Raw genomic sequence first — 20438 nt, forward strand, 5'->3', positions numbered from 1 at the left:
GAGTCCCCATGGACAATGACAGCATTGGCACCAGCGCTTCCGGCAAGCGCCTGGGCGCGGCACTGCTGGGGTTGCTGCACAGCCACATCGAACTGTTCGGCATCGAACTGCAGGAGCAGAAAGCACGCACCCTGAGCCTGCTGCTGTTCGCCGGCCTGGCACTGGTGTTCGCACTGCTGCTGCTGACGGCCTTGTCCGGCTTGCTGCTGGTGCTGCTGTGGGACAGCTATCGGCTGGCTGGCATCTCTGGCCTGTGCGTGTTCTATGGCGCGGCTGCGCTGTATTGCGGCCTGCGCCTCAAAGCGGCTGTGTTCGATGAGTCGTCACCGTTCGGTGCGACCCTCGACGAACTGGCCAAGGACCGGGAGCGCCTGTTGCCATGAGCCTGCCAGAACTTCCGAATACCCGTAATCCACGGGAGCTGCGCAAGGCGCTGCTACGCCTGCGCATGGAAATGCACCGCCAGGAAATCCGCCATGAGTCCGGCCAGCTGCTGCAACCCTTGCAGCGCCTGCGCGGCATGGGCAGCTCGCTGCATGACGGGTTGGGTATCAAGCACGCGCCGTTGTGGGGCATCGGGGCCGTCGTGGCACTGGGCTTTCTGACCGGCAAAGGGGTACGCAGCGGTAACCTGGGCCGCCTGGTCCGGCTGGGAACCAGCTTGTTGCCGCTGGTGCGCCTGTACCTGCAAGGCAACCGTCGCCCTTGAACGTCATGACCGGCCCCCTGCCCAGGGCCGGTCACGATCTTCCTCTTGCACGCCTGCTCGCGACGCTGGAAGCTATCCCTCTCGATCGACAGGAGACCGCGCCTTGGACTGGCACACCCTGCTCACCCGCGAGCGCCTTGGCAAAGCGCTGTATAGCGCCGAAGAACTGGGCCGCAGCCCGTTTCACAAAGACCATGACCGGATCATCTTCTCAGGGGCCTTTCGCCGCCTCGGGCGCAAGACCCAGGTCCACCCCGTCACCAGCAACGACCATATCCACACGCGCCTGACCCATTCCCTGGAGGTCAGCTGCGTAGGCCGCTCACTGGGCATGCGTGTCGGTGAAACACTGCGCAGCAGCCTGCCCGAGTGGTGCGAGCCCAGCGACCTGGGCATGATCGTGCAGTCGGCCTGCCTGGCTCACGACATTGGCAATCCACCGTTCGGCCACTCCGGTGAAGACGCCATTCGCCACTGGTTCCAGCAGGCAGCCGGGCGTGGCTGGCTGGACGACATGAGCGACGACGAACGCGCCGACTTCCTCAATTTCGAAGGCAACGCGCAAGGCTTTCGTGTGCTCACCCAGCTCGAGTACCACCAGTTCGATGGCGGCACCCGGCTCACCTACGCCACCCTTGGCACGTACCTCAAGTACCCTTGGACTGCCCGGCATGCCGATGCCCTGGGGTACAAGAAGCACAAGTTCGGCTGCTACCAGAGCGAACTGCCACTGCTTGAACAGATTGCCCGCAAGCTCGGCCTGCCGCAGCTTGAAGAACAGCGCTGGGCGCGCCATCCGCTGGTGTACCTGATGGAAGCGGCAGATGACATCTGCTACGCCCTGATTGACCTGGAAGACGGCCTGGAGATGGAGCTGCTGCACTACGCCGAAGTCGAGGCGCTGCTGCTCGACCTGGTCGGCGATGACCTGCCGGAGACCTATCGACAGCTTGGCCCTGCCGACTCCCGCCGACGCAAACTGGCCATACTGCGAGGCAAAGCCATCGAGCACCTGACCAATGCCGCTGCCCACGCCTTTGTCGAGCAGCAGCAAGCACTGTTGAGCGGTCGCCTGAGCGGTGACCTGGTCGAGCACATGCACGGCCCGGCCAAGCGTTGCGTACTGCAGGCCAAGGCTATGGCGCGAAACAAGATTTTCCAGGACAAGCGCAAGACGCTGCATGAAATTGGCGCATACACCACGCTGGAAATCCTCCTCAACACGTTCTGCGCTGCCGCCCTGGAACAGCATGGCGGCCGCACGCCGTCATTCAAGAGCCGCCGCGTGCTGGACCTGATCGGCAACAACGCCCCCAACCCGCACGACTCTTTGCACCAGGCGTTCCTGCGTATGATCGACTTCATCGCAGGCATGACCGACAGTTATGCAAGTGACATGGCTCGGGAAATGACCGGGCACTCGAGCCTGAGCTAAGGGCAAGGCGTCGCTCAGCACATACCGAGCGACGCCCTTATCTAAGAAACGTCCTACAAACCCTACCGCCTTATAAACAACGTATACACAAAAGAACAAAACGCACCCAAAACGCCTTTGATGACGAAGTAAATTCTTACACTTCGTGGCTCAATTTGTTTTCCGCTGTAAGCCGTTTCCCATATATATCGAATTACCTATCCACTCGCCCCCGTCGACTTGCAACTGGGGTAAGGTGCCACCCTGCCTCCGCCATTCGCTGCAGGGAACTTGAACATGAATAGCGTATTTATCGTCGATGACCATCCAGTCATCCGCCTTGCTGTCCGTATGTTGCTGGAAAACCAGAACTACAAAGTCGTGGGTGAATCGGACAATGGCGTAGATGCCATACAGATGATTCGTGAAACCCAGCCAGAACTGGTGATCCTGGATATCAGCATTCCCAAACTCGACGGTCTTGAGGTGCTTTCGCGCTTCCAGGGCATGGCCCTGCCGCTGAAAATCCTGATACTCACCGCACAGACACCGGCATTGTTCGCGATGCGCTGCATGCACTCCGGCGCCGCAGGTTATGTATGCAAACAGGAAGACCTGAGCGAACTGCTCAGTGCAATCAAGGCCGTACTGGCTGGCTATAACTATTTTCCCAGCCAGGCGATACACAATGACCACGCAACAGCTGACGCAGACCTGCAACTTTTCCGACTCGTTAACGACCGAGAACTGATGGTCCTGCAACTTTTCGCCCAAGGCCGCAGTAACCAGGAGATCGCCAAGGGCATGTTCATCAGCAACAAGACCGTCAGTACCTACAAAAAGCGGCTCATGCAGAAATTGCAGGTCGACACCTTGGTCGACCTGATTGAAATGGCTAAACGTAACGCGCTGGTCTGAGGTTTTCGATGCTGCATCTGATCACTTGCCTGGGGTTCGTCCTGGCCTTCGCCTGCGACCTGGCGCAGGCTTCATCCCAGGATGTCGAGACCTATACCCTGCTGGCCCGCTCTTCGGCGATACCGCTCAATCCGCCACTGACTGAACAGCAAAAGAAGTGGCTGATGGGTCGCCATAGCCTGACCCTGGGCACCTCGGCGCCCGACTACCCACCCTTCGACATCACCAGTGGCGGGCAGATCTACCAGGGCCTCACGGCCGAATATGCAAGCCTGATCGGCAGGGCACTGAACCTGCCGGTCAAGGTCATGCGCTACCCGCACAGGCAGGCAGCGCTGCAGGCGCTCAAACGTGGCGAAATCGACCTGCTCGGCAGCGCCAATGGTTACGAAGCGACAACCGAAGGCGTGACACTTTCGCACCCTTATGCGGTTGATCAACCCGTGCTGGTCACCCGGGAAGATGAAATGCGTGCCCTCAATGGCGGCCTGCCTGGCATGCGCCTGGGCATGCTCTACCACTACCTGCCGCAGGAGGAAGTCCAGGCTACCTACCCCAATGCCGAGGTGCTGGTTTTCGGCTCATCCACCCAGGCCCTCAACGCCGTGGCCTTTGGCCAGGCGGATGTGTTCGTCGGCGATACCATTTCGACCCATTACCAGCTCAACCGCGGGCACCTGCCACGGTTGCGCTTGGCCAGTTTCGGCCAACACGAGAACTTCGGTTTCAGTTTCGCCATGCGCACCGAGGATGTGCAGCTCAAAGAGCTGGTCGATGCAACCCTCGACCGCCAGTCCAGCTCACTGCGGGCCAGTATTCTCAAGCGCTGGAGCGCTGGCAGCGACCTGCTGCTGAGCAATCGCCAGCTGCAGTTGACGGCAGACGAGGAGCAGTGGCTGCGCAGCCATCCGGTCATGCAGGTCGCGATTGACGAAACGGCAGCTCCCCTTTCCTATTTCGATGGCAACGGCCATTTTCGCGGAATAACGGCCGACCTGCTGGACCTGATACGCCTGCGAACCGGCCTGCGCTTTCAGGTCCAGCGGGCCAATGGCATTGCCGACATGCTCGCACGGCTTGAAGACGGGCGTGTAGACATGATTGCCGCCCTTGCCAGCGACGGCATCAACGACAAAAGCCTGCGTTTGAGCCGGCCGTACCTCGAAAGCCCCCACGTGCTGGTCACCCGTGCCCATGACGAGCGGTTCAGTTCGCTGGAGCAGCTGAGCCAGCGTCGTATCGCCATCTCCCGCTACAGCAACATGGACGACCTGCTGGCGAACCACTTCCCGCAGATCGGCTGGATCGAGACCGAAAGCCCCTATTATTCGGTAGCGCTGCTCAACAGTGGTGCCGTCGATGCCGTGATCACACCATTGATCGACGCCAACCACGCCCTTGCCGTCAATACCAACCTGGTCATACGCAGCACGGTGGGCAGCGAGCCAGCCAACTTCGCGATGGCGACCCGCGAACAGGACAAAGCCCTTGCCAGCATGCTCGACAAAGCCCTGCTGAGCATCTCACCGGAAGAACTGGGGGTGATCAACAATCGCTGGCGCGGCTACGACGTGCATGAAGATGCCAGCTGGCAAAGCTTGCGACGCCTGATCCTGCAAGTGCTGCTGGGGACAGGCGTGCTGCTGTTGCTGGCGCTGCTGTGGAACGCTCGCCTGCGCGGCCAGATCAAGCAGCGCCAACGCGCCGAACGTGCGCTGAGCGACCAGCTGGAGTTCATGGGTGCACTGCTCAACGGCACCCCGCACCCCATGTACGTGCGCGACCGCGAGGGCCGCTTGCAAAGCTGCAACGCCAGCTACCTTGAAGCCGTCCAGTCCAGCCTGGAAGCAGTGATTGGCAAACGCCTGGAAGAGAGCCTGTTCGCCGATGCCGAGAACACCCGCCAGATTCAGGCCGACTACCAACAGGTGATGGCTGCCGGCGTGCCGCTGATCATTGACCGTCCTGTGCGCCTCAAGGATCGCGAAATGACCCTTTACCACTGGATCCTGCCCTACCGTGATTCGCTGGGTGAAGTACAAGGGATCATTGGCGGCTGGGTCGACATCAGCGATCGGCGCAAACTGGTTCAGGAGCTGCGCGAAGCCAAGCGCCTGGCCGACGACGCCAACCGTGCCAAGAGTACCTTCCTGGCCACCATCAGCCACGAGATCCGCACGCCGATGAGCGCGGTCATCGGCATGCTCGAACTGGCGTTGCAGCGCGCACTGCAAGGGCAAGTGGACGCCACTTCGCTGGAAGTCGCCCACCAATCGGCGAGGGATTTGCTTGGCCTGATCGGCGATATCCTGGATATCGTGCGTATCGAGTCTGGCCACCTGTCACTCAATCCAGAGGCCGTCGATCCGGCAGCGCTTGTCGAGTCGGTCGGCCGCGTTTTCCACGGGCAAGCGCGCCAGAAAGGCCTGGCCCTGGACATCAACATCAGCCCTGAAGCCCGTGGCCATGCCTTGCTCGACCCGCTGCGCTTCAAGCAGATCCTGTCCAACCTCGTCAGCAACGCCATCAAGTTCACCGAGCAGGGCCAGATCAGCATCACACTCGGTTTGCGCGACGAAGGCCCGTGCACGCACCCGACGCTGGAACTGGAGGTGCGCGACAGTGGCATCGGCATCGAGGGCGAAGACCTCCAGCGCCTGTTCAACCCGTTCGTCCAGGCCAACCCGCATAGCCAGGGTGCCCGCGCCGGCACTGGGCTCGGCCTGGCTATCTGCCACAGCCTGTGCGAGATGATGGGTGGCAACCTGAGCATCAAGAGCCTCCCGGACTTTGGCACACAAGTTCGCCTGCTGTTGCCGCTTGAGCGCGTCGACGCCCCGGCGCCTCAGGGGCGGGAGGCCGAGGAGGTGGACATACCCGACCGTGACCTGACAGTGCTGGTGGTCGATGATCACCCAGCCAACCTCTTGCTGATGGCACAGCAACTGGGTTACCTGGGGCTAAGCCATGCCAGCGCCAGCGACGGCCGCGAAGGCCTGGAAAAATGGCGCCATACGCCGTTCGACGTGCTGGTGCTCGATTGCAACATGCCACACCTGAGCGGCTACCAACTGGCCACTGCCGTGCGCAGCGAAGAGCGCCAGAACGGGCGACCGCGCTGCGTCATCCTGGGCTACACCGCAAACGCCCAACCCGAAGTCAGGCAAAAGTGCCTCAGCGCCGGCATGGACGATTGCCTGCTCAAGCCCATCAGTCTGCGTACGCTCAGCCAATACCTGGCCAAGATCGTGCCCAGCCCCCACCAAGCCATCGAGCCATTGTTCAACCTGGCGGGCCTGGCCGGCATCGTCGGCAACAACGCCAGAAGCCGCACGCGCTTTCTCACTGCCGTGCACACAAGCCTGCAGGAAGACCTGGCACTGCTCATGAGCCTTGATCCCCAGCATCAGGCCAACCAGATTCGCGAGCAGGCGCACAAGATCCTCAGCGCGGCACGGCTGCTGGAAGCAAGGCGCATGATGACGGCCTGCGAGGCCCTGGAGGAAGAAGCGTTATCTGCTGGGTGCATCAGACTGCAGCGGCAGGTACTGGCCCGGCATATGCGCCGGGTGGAGAAAGCGCTGGCGAGGGAACTGGCCAAGGGCTGACTGAGCGGCGCCCGAGCGAGGCGCCGCTCATGCACAGGTCAGGAAGCCGGGTTGATCGGCTTTTCCGGATACCAGGCGTCCAGCAGCGGGCTGACTTCGATGTTGGTCAGTTCGCTGCGGCCTTTGAGCCAGGCTTCGACAGTGGCACGCTGCTCTTCGCTGACCGAGCCACGCTTGGCCGAGCACACCAGACCGAAGTCATCACCGCCAACGTAATCGAGGCCGTTGGCATCCATGGCTTCAGCCAGGAAGGCGTCGAGGAAGGCATCGATGGCTTCGTCGGACAGGTCTTCCTTGAAACCCAGGTTCAGTTCGAAACCCAGCTCCTGGAATTCATCAACGCACAGCTTCTTGCGCAGACGACGGGAACGGTTGGTAGCCATGAAACAATCCTCTTGAGTATTAACGCGCGGCACTTTACCAGTTTCCACGCTACAAAGGCGCTTTTCCGTCGAACGTGGCGCATCAGCGCTGCGCTTGGGGCATAATGCGCTCTATATTTCGTCCTGGGGTAATCATCTCGTACAGCCCCATTGTCTTTTTCCCTCGTCCGCAGGGTATTTAATCCATATGATCAAAAAGCTCCGCCCCCTCGTTCTCGCTGGCCTGCTGCTGCCACTGGCATTGCCCAGCCAGGCAGCTGCCGTCAATACCTCCCTGCCGCCGAAAGTCCAGCAAGCACTGAAGGCCAACAAGCTGCAGGACAGCGCACTGTCGCTGGTCATGCTGCCGCTTAACGGTCCTGGCTCGGCGACCGTGTTCAACGCCGATGTATCGGTCAACCCGGCCTCGACCATGAAGCTGGTCACCACATATGCCGCCCTTGAACTGCTCGGTCCCACTTTCCAGTGGAAAACCGAGTTCTACACCGACGGCAGCCTGAGCAACGGGGTGCTCAATGGCAACCTGTACCTCAAGGGCGGCGGCGACCCCAAGCTGAACATGGAAAAGCTCTGGCTGCTGATGCGTGACCTGCGCGCCAATGGCGTACGCACCGTTACCGGCGACCTGGTGCTGGACCGCAGCCACTTCGTGCAACCCAACCTGCCGCAGTTCGACGATGACGGTGGCGACGTCAACAAGCCGTTCCTGGTCAAGCCGGATTCGCTGATGATCAACCTCAAGGCCCTGCGCTTCGTTGCCCGCAACGACGGCGGCAAGGTCACCGTTGCCGTCGAGCCACCGATCGCCAGCATCCACATCGACAACCAGGTCAAGGCCGTGGCCTCCAAGCAGTGCAGCGGCGACGTGCGCTACAACCCGGTACAGCAACCCGACGGCATCAGCGTGACCGTCACCGGCCAGCTGGGCGATGGCTGCAATTCGCAGACCTACCTGTCGCTGCTTGACCACCCGACCTACGCTGCCGGGGCCGTGCGGGCCATCTGGAACGAGCTGGGTGGCAGCATCCAGGGCCGTGACCGCATCGAAAACGTGCCCAAGAGCGCTCGCCTGCTGGCCCGGGCCTTCTCGCCCGACCTGGTTGAGGTGATCCGCGACATCAACAAGTACAGCAACAACACCATGGCCCAGCAGCTGTTCCTTAGCATCGGCGCGCAGTTCCGCACCGATGCCGACGGCGATGACGCCCGTGCCGCGCAGCGCGTGGTGCGCCAGTGGCTGGCCAAGAAAGGCATCACCGCGCCGCACCTGGTGATGGAGAACGGCTCCGGCCTGTCGCGCGCCGAACGGGTCAGCACCCGCGAAATGGCGGCACTGCTGCAAGCGGCGTGGAACAGCCCGTATGCCGCCGAGTTCATGAGCTCGATGCCACTGGTGGGTATGGACGGCACCATGCGCAAACGCCTGAAGCGCACCGCTTTGACCGGCGAAGGGCACATCAAGACCGGCACCCTGAATACCGTACGGGCGATCGCCGGCTTCAGTCGCGACAGCAACGGCAATACCTGGGCGGTGGCGGCGATCCTCAACGATCCGAAGCCATGGGGCGCCTCGCAGGTGCTCGACCAAGTGCTGCTGGATCTCTACCGCCAGCCGAAGCTGAACAACAGCGCGACGGCTGCAGCACCTTGATGCTTCGATAACCTGCACTGGCCACCTCGCGGGGAAACCCGCTCCAACAGGCACCCACAGGGCTCATGCCTTGTGCTATTCCTGTGGGTTTACCCGCGAAGAGGCCGGGACAGGCAAAAAAGCAATCTCAAGCCGACTCTGCCTCTACTCTGTCCCGTCCTGCCTGCTTGGCCGCATACACCCCGGCATCTGCCCGCAGCAACAAGGCATCAGCCCCCTCCCCCTGCCGCCACCCGGCCACGCCAAAGCTTGCAGTGACCTTGCCCACTCCTTCAACTGGCACACTGCGCACGCCTTGCCACAGCTCCGTGGCCAGCGTCCGCGCCTGTTCGACATCGCTTCCAGGGCACAGCACCATGAACTCCTCCCCCCCCAACCGGCAGAACACATCGGTGCGGCGCAAGCGCTGGCCAATGCGTTGGCACAGGCTGCGCAGTACATGGTCACCCACGGCATGGCCGTACTGATCGTTGATCCGCTTGAAATGGTCTATGTCGAGCATGATCACGGCCAAGTCCTGCTTATCACGCTGGGCACGATCCAGTTCGACCTTGAGTCGTTCCTGAAAATAGCGGCGATTATGAATACCGGTCAGCGAATCGGTGACCGACAGCGCCCGTAACTCTTCTTCCACCCCTTTGAGGTCGGAAATATCGGTGAGATAGCCATGCCATAGCGTGCAACCGTTCTCGCCGACCTCGGGCGTCGCCTCACCGCGCACCCAACGCAATCCGGCCCGCGGCAGGCATACCCGGTACTCTTCGCGCCACGGCGACAGGTGTTCAGCGGAATAGCGCACCGAACGGCGCACGCGCTCCAGGTCATCGGGATGGATGCGCTCGAATACCACCGAAGCATCCTCGCGCAGCAGTTGCAGGTCGACCTCGTAGATGTCGAACAGCCCCTGGCTGGCATAGGGGAAGCACGAGTGGCCATCGGCGTCCAGCCGGTACTGGTAGATCCCGCCCGGCACTTCCGCGCTGAGTTTCTCCAGCAAACGATCTCGCAGGGCCAGGGCCTCGTGCACCCGGCGCCGCTCGGTGACATCGATACAGATCGCCAGGTAGCCGACCCAAAGCCCCTGCTCGTCGAGCACGGCAGTCACCAGCATGTTGGCCAGCAAATGACCGCCATCCTTGCGCACCAGGGTCCACTCGCCAGGTTCGCCGCCGCTCTCCTGGATGGTCTCGGCGAACATTGCCTGGCCTCCGGCGATGTGCCGCCCATAGCGCAGGCTCAAAGCATGGGCACGCTGGCTGAGCTCTTCCGGCATCACCAGGTCCTCCAGGTGCAGGTGCCCGATCGCCTCGCTGGCCGAATAACCCAGCATGCGTTCGGCACCGGCGTTGAAGGTGCTGACCTCGCCTTTGAGGCCGGTCGCGATGATGGCCACCTGGGTCGCGGCATCCAGTACGCTGCGCAACTGGTTGTGAGTCTCACGCAACGATTGCTCGCTGACCCGCAGTTCCGCCGTACGTTGCTCGACCAGGGTCAAGGCACGCTGGCGCTGGCTGAACAGGTTGTACAGCAACACACTCAGCAGCAGGCTCAACAAGCCGCCCAGCAGCCCCACGGCCAAGGCGGCAGTGGACTGGTTGGCCCGCAGGAATGCCTGGCTCGGGCGCATTTCGAGCTGGAAATGATGGTCGGCAAGACGCAGCAGCTGCGTGCTGACCATGGCCAGTGCCGCCACCGGATTCTGTGAATCGAACAGCACTTCGTGGCCGTCCCGCCCGCTCGGGTCGATGATGCGCATCACCAGATTGTCATCTTCAGCGATGGGTAGGCCTTCGGTGACCAACTGGCGCACATTCAGCAAGGCCATGACATATCCCGCCGGCGGGTCATCCGGCGATGCATCACGGAATACTGGTGCGACCATCAACAGCCCACGGCTAAGGTCCGGGGCGACGCTGAGCATGTCCAGCGGCTCGGAAACCGCCATGCTGCCCGATAGCATTGCGCGTGCCAAGGCCTGCTCACGGGCCGGCTGGCTGCGCAGGTCGAGCCCGTAGGGCTGCCCCTGCATACGCTCGGCCTGGGTATAAAGCACCGGGTAGTAATAGGCTCGGCGTGGCGAAGGGTACCAGTGACCAGCGCCATCCACCTCGCGGATCAGGTAATCCTGCCCCAGCCAGGCACTGGCCTGGCGCTCGAACTCGCGCCGCTGCCCGCCCTCGACCCGCGGCGCCCAGGAATACGCCTGGGTCCGCTGCAACAAGGGCCGGGCATAGCCATCGAACTCGCTCGGGGTGATTTCATTGGCATAGGTGAAGAAGCGCCGCAAGCCATCCAGGCGTCGCTCCTGGTCGTCGAAACGCTCGGCTATACGGCTATAACGCTCGCTGGCCAACAGTTCGAAGCGCTGGCGCAACTGCTGCTTGTAGAACGCCTGCGCGGCCAGCGCGAGGCCAGCCGACAGCAGCACGCCGGCCACCAACGCGACCAGCGCCACCGCCCAGGCAGCCATTGCCTCGCGGCACAGGCCCAGCACCTTCGCACGCACGCCCCACTTCGACATAGAGAGATCTCATCACGTCAGCGTCCTGCGAAACTTCTGGCCCTGTGCTGAGTTATAGCTATTGGCCATTAGGCGCGCAATGCGCCTCGTCGAATTAACGCAGCTGCAGGCGCCAGGCGCGGTGGATCCGGTTGTTGCGAGCGAAGTCCGGGTCCAGGGTCTGGGCGCTGATTTCCTCCACGGCGTAGCGCGTGCTGACATGCTCATCGAGCTGGAACTTGCGGAAGTTGTTGGAGAAATACAACACGCCGCCGGATGCCAGGCGGGCCATGGCCAGATCGAGCAATTGCACATGGTCGCGCTGGACGTCGAATACCCCTTCCATGCGTTTGGAGTTGGAGAAGGTCGGCGGGTCGATGAAGATCAGGTCGTAGCTGTCGCGGTTGGCTTCCAGCCAGGCCATCACGTCACCCTGCTCCAGGCGGTTACGCTCGGAGAAACCGTTCAACGCCAGGTTGCGCCGTGCCCAGTCCAGGTAGGTTTTCGACAGGTCGACGCTGGTGGTGCTGCGCGCCCCGCCCTTGGCCGCGTGCACGGTCGCTGTAGCGGTATAGCAGAACAGGTTGAGGAAGCGTTTGCCAGCCGCCTCGCGCTGGATGCGCATGCGCATCGGACGGTGGTCGAGGAACAGCCCGGTGTCGAGGTAGTCGGTAAGGTTGACCAGCAGCTTGACGCCGCCCTCGTTCACCTCCTGGAAGCGGCCTTCGGTGGCCTGACGCTCGTACTGGCGCGTGCCGCTCTGGCGCTCGCGGCGCTTGAGCACCACTCGCTGCGGGTCGATGTTCAGTGCCTGGGGGATCGCCGCCAGTGCGTCGAGCAGGCGTGCCTGGGCCCTGTCCGGGTCGATCGAGCGCGGGGCTGCGTATTCCTGCACGTGAACCCAATCCTGATAGAGGTCGACTGCCAGGGCATACTCGGGCATGTCGGCATCGTACAGGCGGTAGCAGTCGACCTGCTCGCGGCGGGCCCACTTGCCCAGCTGCTTGAGGTTCTTTTGCAGGCGGTTGGCGAACATCTTTGCGCCTTCCGAGAGGCGTGCCGGCTCGCTGGCAACCGCAGCTGGGCGGCGGGCCTCGCCATTGTCGGCCTGGGCCTCGCGGCGCTCGCCGGTGACGAACTGATCAGGCTGAACCTTGAACAACAGCAGCTTGCACGGCAAGGCGCCGTTCCAGAAGGCATATTGCTTGTGGCTGCGGATGCCCATGCGCTTGCCCAGCTCCGGCGCGCCGGTGAACACCGCCGCTTCCCAGCCCATGCAGGCCTGGCGCAGGCGCTCGCCAAAGTTCTGGTAGAGGTACAACAGGCTGGCTTCGTCACCCAGGCGCTCGCCGTACGGGGGGTTGCTGATGACCAGGCCTTTCTGGTTCTGGTCCGGGCGTGGCTCGAAGGTGCTGACTTCGCCTTGGTAGATCTTCACCCAGTCGCCCAGGCCGGCACGCTCGACGTTGTTGCGCCCCGGCTGGATCAGCCGCGGGTCGGCTTCGTAACCGCGAATCCACAGTGGCGGCTTGGCCAGGCCGGCTTGCGCACGGGCCAGGCCCTCTTCGTGAACCTTGCGCCATGTGGCCGGCACATGGCCGAGCCAGGCGCTGAAGCCCCAGCGCTCACGCTTGAGGTTGGGGGCAATGTCGGCAGCGATCATCGCCGCCTCCACCAGGAAGGTGCCGACACCGCACATCGGGTCGGCAAGGGCGCCGCCTTGGGCAGCAATGCGCGGCCAGCCGGCGCGGATCAGCACCGCAGCGGCCAGGTTTTCCTTCAGCGGCGCGGCGCCTTGCTGCAGGCGATAGCCACGCTGGTGCAGGCTGTGGCCGGACAGGTCGAGCGAGAGGATCGCCTCGCCACGGTCCAGGCGCAGGTGCACGCGGATATCCGGGTCGACCTTTTCCACCGATGGGCGCAGGCCCTCACGGTTGCGCAGCTTGTCGACGATCGCGTCCTTGACCTTGAGCGCACCGAAGTGAGTGTTGTCGATGCCCGAGCCATGGCCGCTGAATTCCACGGCCAGGGTGCCGTCGGCAGCCAAGTGGTCGGCCCAGTCGACGGCGTGCACACCATCATAGAGGTCGTCGGCATTCTTCATCGGGAAGCGCTTGAGCACCAGCAGCACGCGGTTGGCCAGGCGTGACCACAGGCACAGGCGGTAGGCGGTTTCCATGTCGGCGGCGCCGCGAATGGCCGAGGTGTGCTCACGCACATCATCCAGGCCGAGGCCTCGGGCCTCTTCGGCAAGCAGGCCTTCCAGGCCTTTGGGGCAAGTGAGATAGAGTTCGAAACGGTCCGACATGAGTATTCCAGCGCCTTGGGCTATGTAAGTGACGAGGCGACGCATCGCCTTGCCGATGTTTGCCCGAACGCCCTTCCAGCAAGCGTCCGAGTGGCCTTCCCCGCTGCGTCATCGCAACCGAGGGGCCGGGCCGCCTGATCGATCTGCCGCTCGCCAAGTGGCAAAAACAGCTTAGATCATCAGGCAGTACCAATAATTTCCGTCGACGTCGTGGCCGTGTGACCCTTCGTCGCATTACCAAATATTTCTGTCATCCCGTCGCAACGCTGGCGAAATGACGCCAAGGTTCGGCAAACCCTGATAATAGCGGGCTCAACGCCAAACAAGGTTGAGTCGCATTTATTTACTTATCCCCTCACCCTCGGAAAGGTTACGTGCTTATGACAAATTGATCATTCCCACCGTGACCTGCATTCGTTAGAACTGGTCTCAGGCCGCTTCGCAATGAGGCGGCACCTTCAGCTCGCCACGCCGGCAGCGAGCGCAAAACCGGCAGAAAGACTCTGCCCGGCCTCGGAGAGGCCGACGGGACATTACAGTCAACAAGTGAGGGCAACACCCTATGAGAAGACTTAAGCGTGATCCGTTGGAAAGAGCATATTCACGTGGCTACCAATACGGGGTCACCGGCAAATCCCGCGAACTTTGCCCCTTTACACTTCCTTCAGTTCGCCAAGCCTGGATCAACGGCTGGCGCGAAGGTCGCGGTGATAACTGGGACGGAATGACTGGCACCGCTGGCATCCATAGACTCAACGAAAATCACGCCGTTGGCTGAACGAGGACACTGAATTCGAGTTACCCATGCGCGCCCTATCCGGGCGGCGGGCTTCGGCCCAGGGGCCCCTTTAAGGGGCCCTTTTTTATCAGGCTCGATCTTACATCAGCGCTGCATTCTTCGCGGGATCAACCGCGAAGAGGCCCGGTCAGGTCAACGTGGCATTGCAGCAATGGCATCTACCGCTTCACGAATCAGCGCTGGCCCTTTATAGATGAAGCCCGAGTAGATCTGCACCAGGCTCGCCCCTGCAGCGATCTTCTCGGCCGCATGACGGCCTTCGGTGATGCCTCCGGCGGCGATGATCGGCAGTTTGCCGCCCAACTCGCCCGCCAGTACCTTGACGATGTGCGTGCTCTTCTCCAGCACTGGCGCACCCGACAACCCGCCGGCCTCGCCACCATGCTCCAGCCCCTCGACCCCTTCGCGCCCCAGGGTGGTATTGGTGGCAATTACCGCATCCATGCCCGATTCCATCAGCGCGCTGGCGACCAGCGCGGTTTCCTCGTCGCTCATGTCCGGGGCGATCTTGATCGCCAACGGCACGCGCTTGCCGTGCTCGGCGGCCAGCTGCTCACGGCGCTCGGCCAGGGCATCGAGCAGTTGCTTGAGCGAGTCGCCGAACTGCAGGCTGCGCAGGCCGGGAGTATTCGGCGAGCTGACGTTGACGGTGATGTAGCTGGCTTCGGTATAGACCTTATTCAGGCAGATCAGGTAATCGTCGACCGCACGCTCGACCGGGGTATCGAAGTTCTTGCCGATATTGATGCCCAACACGCCGTCGTAACGCGAAGCCCGCACGCGCTCGAGCAGGTGATCGACGCCCAGGTTGTTGAAACCCATGCGATTGATGATCGCCGTTGCCTGCGGCAGGCGGAACAACCGCGGTTTGGGGTTGCCCGGCTGCGGACGCGGGGTCACGGTGCCGATCTCGACGAAGCCGAAGCCCAGCTGGGCAAAGCCGTCGATGGCCGCGCCGTTCTTGTCCAGGCCCGCCGCCAGCCCCACCGGGTTGGCGAAGTTCAAGCCCATCACGGTCACCGGCAGGGCCGCCGGCTGCTTGCACAGCACACCATTGAGCCCAAGCCGGCCACCGGCGCCGATCAGGTCCAGGGAGAGGTCATGGGAGGTTTCCGGGGAAAGCTTGAACAGCAGCTGGCGGGCCAGGGTATACATGGGCGGGCAAGGCTCGGGGTAAGTGAGGCAGCGATTATAGCCAGCGCGCGCCCGGCATGACAGGGGCTTGGCACATGGGTTGCTTCTTCGTTTGCCTACAGTCTATTCAGTACAGGCGAGGACCTTTGTGAATACCGCACCTCTAGCCTGGGTAAACGGCAGCGACGCGCCGGAAAAAACCAGCCTCAACATCGGCTACATGGCCCTGACCGATTGCGCCTCGGTGGTGGTCGCCGCCACCCAGGGCTTTGCCCAGCAACACGGCCTGACCCTCAACCTGGTACGTCAGGGGTCCTGGGCCGGCCTGCGCGACAAGCTGGCCAATGGCGAGCTGGATGCCGCCCATTGCCTGTACGGCCTGGTCTATGCCGTGCACCTGGGGATCGGCGGTGTACCGGCCAGCAACATGGCGGTGCTCATGGGGCTGAACCAGAACGCCCAGGCCATCAACCTGTCACCCGCCTTGCAGCAGCAGGGCGTGACCAGCCCTGAGGCACTGGCGCAGCGGGTGCACCAGCAGCGCGCACGGCTGACCTTCGCCCAGACCTTCCCCACCGGCACCCACGCCATGTGGCTGTATTACTGGCTGGCCAGCCAGGGCATCCACCCGCTGCACGACGTCACCAGCGTGGTGGTGCCACCGGCCCAGATGACGGCGCACATCCAGGCCGGGCGCATCGACGGCTTTTGCGTCGGCGAGCCCTGGGCTGCTGCCGCCGTCAGCCAGGGCCAGGGCTTCACCCTGGCCACCAGCCAGTCGATCTGGCCCGACCACCCGGAGAAGGTACTGGCCTGCACCCGCGCTTTCGTCGAGCACTGCCCCAACAGCGCCCGCGCACTGGTCAAGGCGGTACTCGCTGCCAGCCGGTTCATCGAACAGAGCCCGGAGAACGTGCGCAGCACCGCGCAACTGCTCAGCGGCAGCGCCTACCTCGACACACCGCTCGAAAACATCGAGCCGCGCCTGCTGGGCAACTATCAGGACGGCCTGGGCAACACCTGGCACGACCGGCACGCCCTGCGCCTGTTCGATCAAGGCCGCGCCAACCTGCCTTACCTGTCCGATGGCATGTGGTTCATGACCCAGTTCCGCCGCTGGGGCCTGTTGCGCGATGACCCCGACTATCTCGGCGTGGCTCGCCAGGTGCAGCAATTGCAGCTGTACCGCGAAGCCGCTGACGCACTCGGCGTGAGCAGCCCCGACTCAGCCATGCGCAGCAGCCTGCTCATCGACGGCACGCGCTGGGATGGTACCGACCCCTATGCCTACGCCCGCAGCTTCCGCCTGCACGCACTGGGCCAGGCGCCCGATGCCCGAGTCGGTCTGTGAGGGCCATGACCATGCTGCGCATCTTGCTGATCGACGACACCCAGAAGCAGCTTGGCCGCCTCAAGGCCGCACTGCGCGAAGCCGGATTCGAGGTGATCGAAGCGCCAGACCTGACCATCGACCTGCCCGCCTGCGTCGAAACGGTGCGCCCGGACGTCATACTGATCGATACCGACTCACCTGACCGTGACGTGATGGAGCAGGTGGTGCTGGTCAGCCGCGACCAGCCACGGCCCATCGTGCTGTTCACCGACGAGCACGACCCGACGGTAATGCGCCAGGCGATCCAGGCCGGGGTCAGCGCCTATATCGTCGAAGGCATCCAGGCGGCGCGGCTGCAGCCCATTCTCGACGTCGCCATGGCGCGCTTCGAGAGCGACCAGGCACTCAAGGCTCAGTTGCTGGCCCGCGACCAGCAACTGGCAGAGCGCAAGCGCATCGAGCAGGCCAAGGGGCTGCTGATGAAGATGAAGGACTGCAACGAAGAACAGGCCTACACCTTGATGCGCCGGCAGGCCATGAGCCGGCAGCAGAAGCTCATCCAGGTGGCCGAGCAGATCATCGCCATGCATGAGATGCTCGGCTAGCCCGGCAGCATCGCCAGGGCTGCCAGATCAAAAAGTTGGCCCAGCTTTTGCTGAACCTAGTTCACCGGTAGCCAACGGCGGTTGCCTCATACCCCCCCGACAAAGACGTCGCTCTTCGCTCCACGCCAGTGGACCGGGCAGCGGCGTCTTTTTCGTTTCCGCTGCATTGCCGAGTGAGGTGTTCGATGAGTACCAGCTTCTGGAAATCCGGGCATGTGCCCACGCTGTTCGCCGCGTTCCTGTATTTCGACTTGAGCTTCATGGTCTGGTACCTGCTTGGCCCGCTGGCGGTGCAGATTGCTGCCGACCTGCAACTGAGCGCCCAGCAGCGCGGCCTGATGGTGGCTACGCCGATCCTTGCCGGTGCAGTGCTGCGCTTCGTCATGGGCGTGCTGGTCGATCGCCTGTCGCCAAAGACCGCTGGCCTGATCGGCCAGACGATTGTCATCGTCGCCCTGACCGGAGCCTGGTACCTGGGCGTGCACACCTATGAGCAAGCCCTGCTGCTGGGTGTGTTCCTCGGTGTAGCCGGCGCCTCGTTCGCCGTGTCGCTGCCGCTCGCCTCGCAGTGGTACCCGCCACAGCACCAGGGCAAGGCCATGGGCATCGCTGGCGCAGGCAACTCCGGTACGGTGTTCGCCGCCCTGCTGGCCCCGGTGCTGGCTGCCGGGTTTGGCTGGAACAACGTGTTCGGCTTTGCCGTGCTCCCGCTGTTGCTGACCTTGGCACTGTTCGCCCTGCTGGCGCGCAATGCCCCGCAGCGGCCCAAGCCAAAGGCAGCAGCCGATTACCTCAGTGCCCTGGGCGACCGTGACAGCTGGTGGTTCATGTTCTTCTACAGCGTCACCTTCGGCGGCTTTATCGGCCTGGCCAGCGCCCTGCCCGGCTACTTCAGCGACCAGTACGCCCTGAGCCCGGTCACCGCCGGCTACTACACCGCCGCCTGCGTGTTCGCCGGCAGCCTGATGCGCCCGCTGGGTGGCGCCCTGGCCGACCGCTTCGGCGGCATCCGCACCCTGCTCGGCATGTACAGCGTGGCTGCCATCTGCATCGCGGCAGTTGGCTTCAACCTTCCCAGTGCCGCAGCCGCCCTGGCGCTGTTCGTCAGCGCCATGCTCGGCCTCGGCGCTGGCAATGGCGCGGTGTTCCAGCTGGTACCGCAACGCTTCCGCCAGGAGATCGGCGTGATGACCGGGCTGATCGGCATGGCCGGTGGCATCGGCGGCTTCCTGCTGGCAGCAGGGCTCGGCGCCATCAAGCAGCACAGCGGCGACTATCAGCTGGGCCTGTGGATGTTCGCCAGCCTCGGCGTGCTCGCCTGGTTCGGCCTGTACGGGGTCAAGCAACGCTGGCGTACCACCTGGGGCTCGGCAGCGGTTACCGCTGCGCGGGTCTGAGGAAGACCATGAGCCTGCAGCTCAGCTTCGCCCAGGCCAGCGCCACCGGGCCACGCATGGAGAACCAGGATGCCCTGCGCCTGGCCACGCCGGCGGCGGAGCTGGCCGCCAGCAAGGGCTATCTGTTCGCCCTTGCCGATGGCGTCAGTCAATGCGCCGACGGTGGCCTCGCCGCTCGCGCCAGCCTGCAGGCGCTGGCCATGGATTACTACGCGACGCCCGCTACCTGGGGCGTGGCCCAGGCCCTCGACCGCCTGCTGTTGGCACAAAATCGCTGGTTGCGTGCCCAAGGCAGCCAGCCACTGCTGACCACACTGAGCGCCCTGGTGCTGCGCGGGCGCCGTTTCACCCTGGCCCACGTGGGCGATTGCCGGGCCTATCGCTGGCACGCCGGGCGCCTGCAATGCCTGAGTGAAGACCACGTCTGGGACCAGCCCGGCATGCAGCATGTGCTCAAGCGTGCACTAGGCCTGGACCAGCACCTGCTTGTCGACTATCTGGAGGGCGAACTGCAAGCTGGCGAGTGCTACCTGCTGCTCAGCGACGGCGTCTGGGCCAGCCTTGGCGACCAGCACATTAAGGCCATCCTGCGCGAGCAACCCGACCTGCAATCGGCCGCCGACACCCTGGTTGCCAGCGCCCATCACAACGGCAGCCAGGACAACGCCAGCGCCTTGCTGGTGCGGGTCGAGCAACTGGGCACGGCCAATCTCGGCGACACCCTGGTGCAACTGCAGCAATGGCCATTGCCTGGCCCACTGCGCGAGGGCCAGGCGCTCGATGGCTGGCAGGTCGAAACGTGCCTGGCGCACAGTCGCCAGTCGCTGCTTTACCGGGTACGTGATACCGAGGGTCAACCCTGGCTGCTGAAAACACTGCCCGGCGAGCGCGAACAGGAACCCGGCGCCGCCCAGGGCCTGCTACTGGAAGAATGGTTCCTGCGGCGGGTCGCCGGCCGCCATTTCCCCGAACTGCATGCCGCCGGCCGGCGCCAGCACTTGTATTACGTGATGCGCGAACACAGCGGCAAGACGCTCGCCACGCACCTCGAAGCACATGGCCCGTTAGCGCTCGCACAATGGCTGGAAATCGCCCGTCAGCTGCTCCAGGCCATCGGCGTGCTGCACCGACGAAACCTGCTGCATCGCGACATCAAACCGCAAAACCTGCACCTGGGCGATGACGGCCAGGTACGCTTGCTGGACTTCGGCCTGGCGTATTGCCCGGGGTTGTCCCAGGAACCGTTGCACGAATTGGCCGGCACACCGTCGTATATCGCCCCGGAAGCCTACCAAGGCCAGCCCCCGAGCCCGCGCCAGGACCTGTACGCCGCCGGCGTCACGCTCTATCGCTTGCTGACCGGGCATTATCCTTATGGGGAGATCGAGGCCTTCCAGCGCCCACGCTTTGCTCAGGCCGTAAATCCCTCCCGTTATCGCCCCGACCTGCCCGAATGGTTGCAGCACAATTTGCTGCAGGCCGTGGCGGCGGACCCGGCGCATCGCTTCGAGACCGCCGAGCAATGGTTACTGTTGCTCGAACGCGGCGACCGCCAGGAACTGCCCAGCCGCCCTCGCCCGCTGCTGGAGCGTGAGCCGTTGAAGGTATGGCGCACCTTGGCCCTGCTGTCCCTGTTGTTGAATGTGGTGCTGCTGTTCGCCCTGCTAAAGGGTTGAACG

The 20438-nt window shown here is 63.4% G+C and carries 15 protein-coding genes; 11 read left to right on the top strand and 4 right to left on the bottom strand.

What is annotated here, in order from left to right; genetic code table 11:
* Positions 1-8: 8 nt before the first annotated feature.
* The 5 genes from ACTORR_RS05725 (at position 9) to ACTORR_RS05745 (ending at position 6649) form a co-directional block, all read left to right on the top strand.
* Entirely contained in the window at positions 9-383 is a 375-nt protein-coding gene (locus ACTORR_RS05725; RefSeq protein WP_313364978.1) for a phage holin family protein, read from the top strand.
* Positions 380-709, top strand: coding sequence for a hypothetical protein (locus tag ACTORR_RS05730; RefSeq protein WP_054883455.1), 330 nt, complete (start codon positions 380-382; stop codon positions 707-709). The genes ACTORR_RS05725 and ACTORR_RS05730 overlap by 4 nt, the downstream gene beginning before the upstream one ends.
* Before the next feature lie 103 nt (positions 710-812).
* The gene (locus ACTORR_RS05735) at positions 813-2144 is read left to right on the top strand and encodes a deoxyguanosinetriphosphate triphosphohydrolase (protein ID WP_054883454.1); all 1332 of its coding nucleotides are present in this window, start codon (positions 813-815) and stop codon (positions 2142-2144) included.
* 276 nt (positions 2145-2420) lie between these two features.
* Positions 2421-3041, top strand: a complete 621-nt coding sequence (locus tag ACTORR_RS05740) for a response regulator transcription factor (RefSeq protein WP_054883453.1) — start codon at positions 2421-2423, stop codon at positions 3039-3041.
* A gap of 8 nt (positions 3042-3049) precedes the next feature.
* Complete coding sequence (locus ACTORR_RS05745; RefSeq protein WP_313364979.1) at positions 3050-6649, top strand: transporter substrate-binding domain-containing protein; 3600 nt, start codon at positions 3050-3052, stop codon at positions 6647-6649.
* A gap of 38 nt (positions 6650-6687) precedes the next feature.
* Here ACTORR_RS05745 and ACTORR_RS05750 read toward each other — a convergent pair whose 3' ends face one another.
* Positions 6688-7032 carry a YggL family protein gene (locus ACTORR_RS05750; protein ID WP_054883451.1) on the bottom strand — a complete coding sequence of 115 codons (345 nt, stop codon included), beginning with the start codon at positions 7030-7032 and terminating at the stop codon, positions 6688-6690.
* A gap of 187 nt (positions 7033-7219) precedes the next feature.
* Between ACTORR_RS05750 and dacB the strand changes: the two genes are divergently transcribed.
* Positions 7220-8683, top strand: coding sequence for a D-alanyl-D-alanine carboxypeptidase/D-alanyl-D-alanine endopeptidase (gene dacB, locus ACTORR_RS05755; RefSeq protein WP_054883450.1), 1464 nt, complete (start codon positions 7220-7222; stop codon positions 8681-8683).
* 127 nt (positions 8684-8810) lie between these two features.
* Here the strand turns inward: dacB and ACTORR_RS05760 are convergent, their stop codons facing one another.
* Positions 8811-11204, bottom strand: coding sequence for a sensor domain-containing diguanylate cyclase (locus tag ACTORR_RS05760; protein WP_054883449.1), 2394 nt, complete (start codon positions 11202-11204; stop codon positions 8811-8813).
* 94 nt (positions 11205-11298) lie between these two features.
* On the bottom strand, positions 11299-13491 hold the full coding sequence (gene rlmKL / locus ACTORR_RS05765; protein WP_441343579.1) for a bifunctional 23S rRNA (guanine(2069)-N(7))-methyltransferase RlmK/23S rRNA (guanine(2445)-N(2))-methyltransferase RlmL: 2193 nt from the start codon (positions 13489-13491) through the stop codon (positions 11299-11301).
* A 562-nt stretch (positions 13492-14053) separates the two neighbouring features.
* On the opposite strand from rlmKL, the gene rmf reads away from it, so the two are divergent.
* Positions 14054-14269 carry a ribosome modulation factor gene (gene rmf, locus ACTORR_RS05770; RefSeq protein WP_079227119.1) on the top strand — a complete coding sequence of 72 codons (216 nt, stop codon included), beginning with the start codon at positions 14054-14056 and terminating at the stop codon, positions 14267-14269.
* A 153-nt stretch (positions 14270-14422) separates the two neighbouring features.
* Here rmf and ACTORR_RS05775 read toward each other — a convergent pair whose 3' ends face one another.
* A complete protein-coding gene (locus ACTORR_RS05775) occupies positions 14423-15445 on the bottom strand; it encodes a quinone-dependent dihydroorotate dehydrogenase (RefSeq protein WP_054883447.1) in 1023 nt (340 codons plus the stop codon).
* Between the two features lie 127 nt (positions 15446-15572).
* On the opposite strand from ACTORR_RS05775, the gene ACTORR_RS05780 reads away from it, so the two are divergent.
* From ACTORR_RS05780 to ACTORR_RS05795, 4 genes are all read left to right on the top strand, one after another.
* On the top strand, positions 15573-16775 hold the full coding sequence (locus ACTORR_RS05780; protein WP_054883446.1) for a CmpA/NrtA family ABC transporter substrate-binding protein: 1203 nt from the start codon (positions 15573-15575) through the stop codon (positions 16773-16775).
* A gap of 11 nt (positions 16776-16786) precedes the next feature.
* Positions 16787-17362 (top strand): ANTAR domain-containing response regulator, encoded by a 576-nt coding sequence (locus ACTORR_RS05785; RefSeq protein ID WP_054883656.1) that lies wholly within the window; start codon positions 16787-16789, stop codon positions 17360-17362.
* Between the two features lie 185 nt (positions 17363-17547).
* The gene (locus ACTORR_RS05790) at positions 17548-18759 is read left to right on the top strand and encodes a nitrate/nitrite transporter (RefSeq protein ID WP_313365224.1); all 1212 of its coding nucleotides are present in this window, start codon (positions 17548-17550) and stop codon (positions 18757-18759) included.
* An 8-nt stretch (positions 18760-18767) separates the two neighbouring features.
* Positions 18768-20435, top strand: coding sequence for a bifunctional protein-serine/threonine kinase/phosphatase (locus ACTORR_RS05795; protein ID WP_313365225.1), 1668 nt, complete (start codon positions 18768-18770; stop codon positions 20433-20435).
* Positions 20436-20438: the final 3 nt, after the last annotated feature.

Origin of the sequence: Pseudomonas sp. SAR267 (assembly GCF_052077595.1) — a bacterium.
Taxonomy (GTDB): Bacteria; Pseudomonadota; Gammaproteobacteria; order Pseudomonadales; family Pseudomonadaceae; genus Aquipseudomonas; species Aquipseudomonas vlassakiae.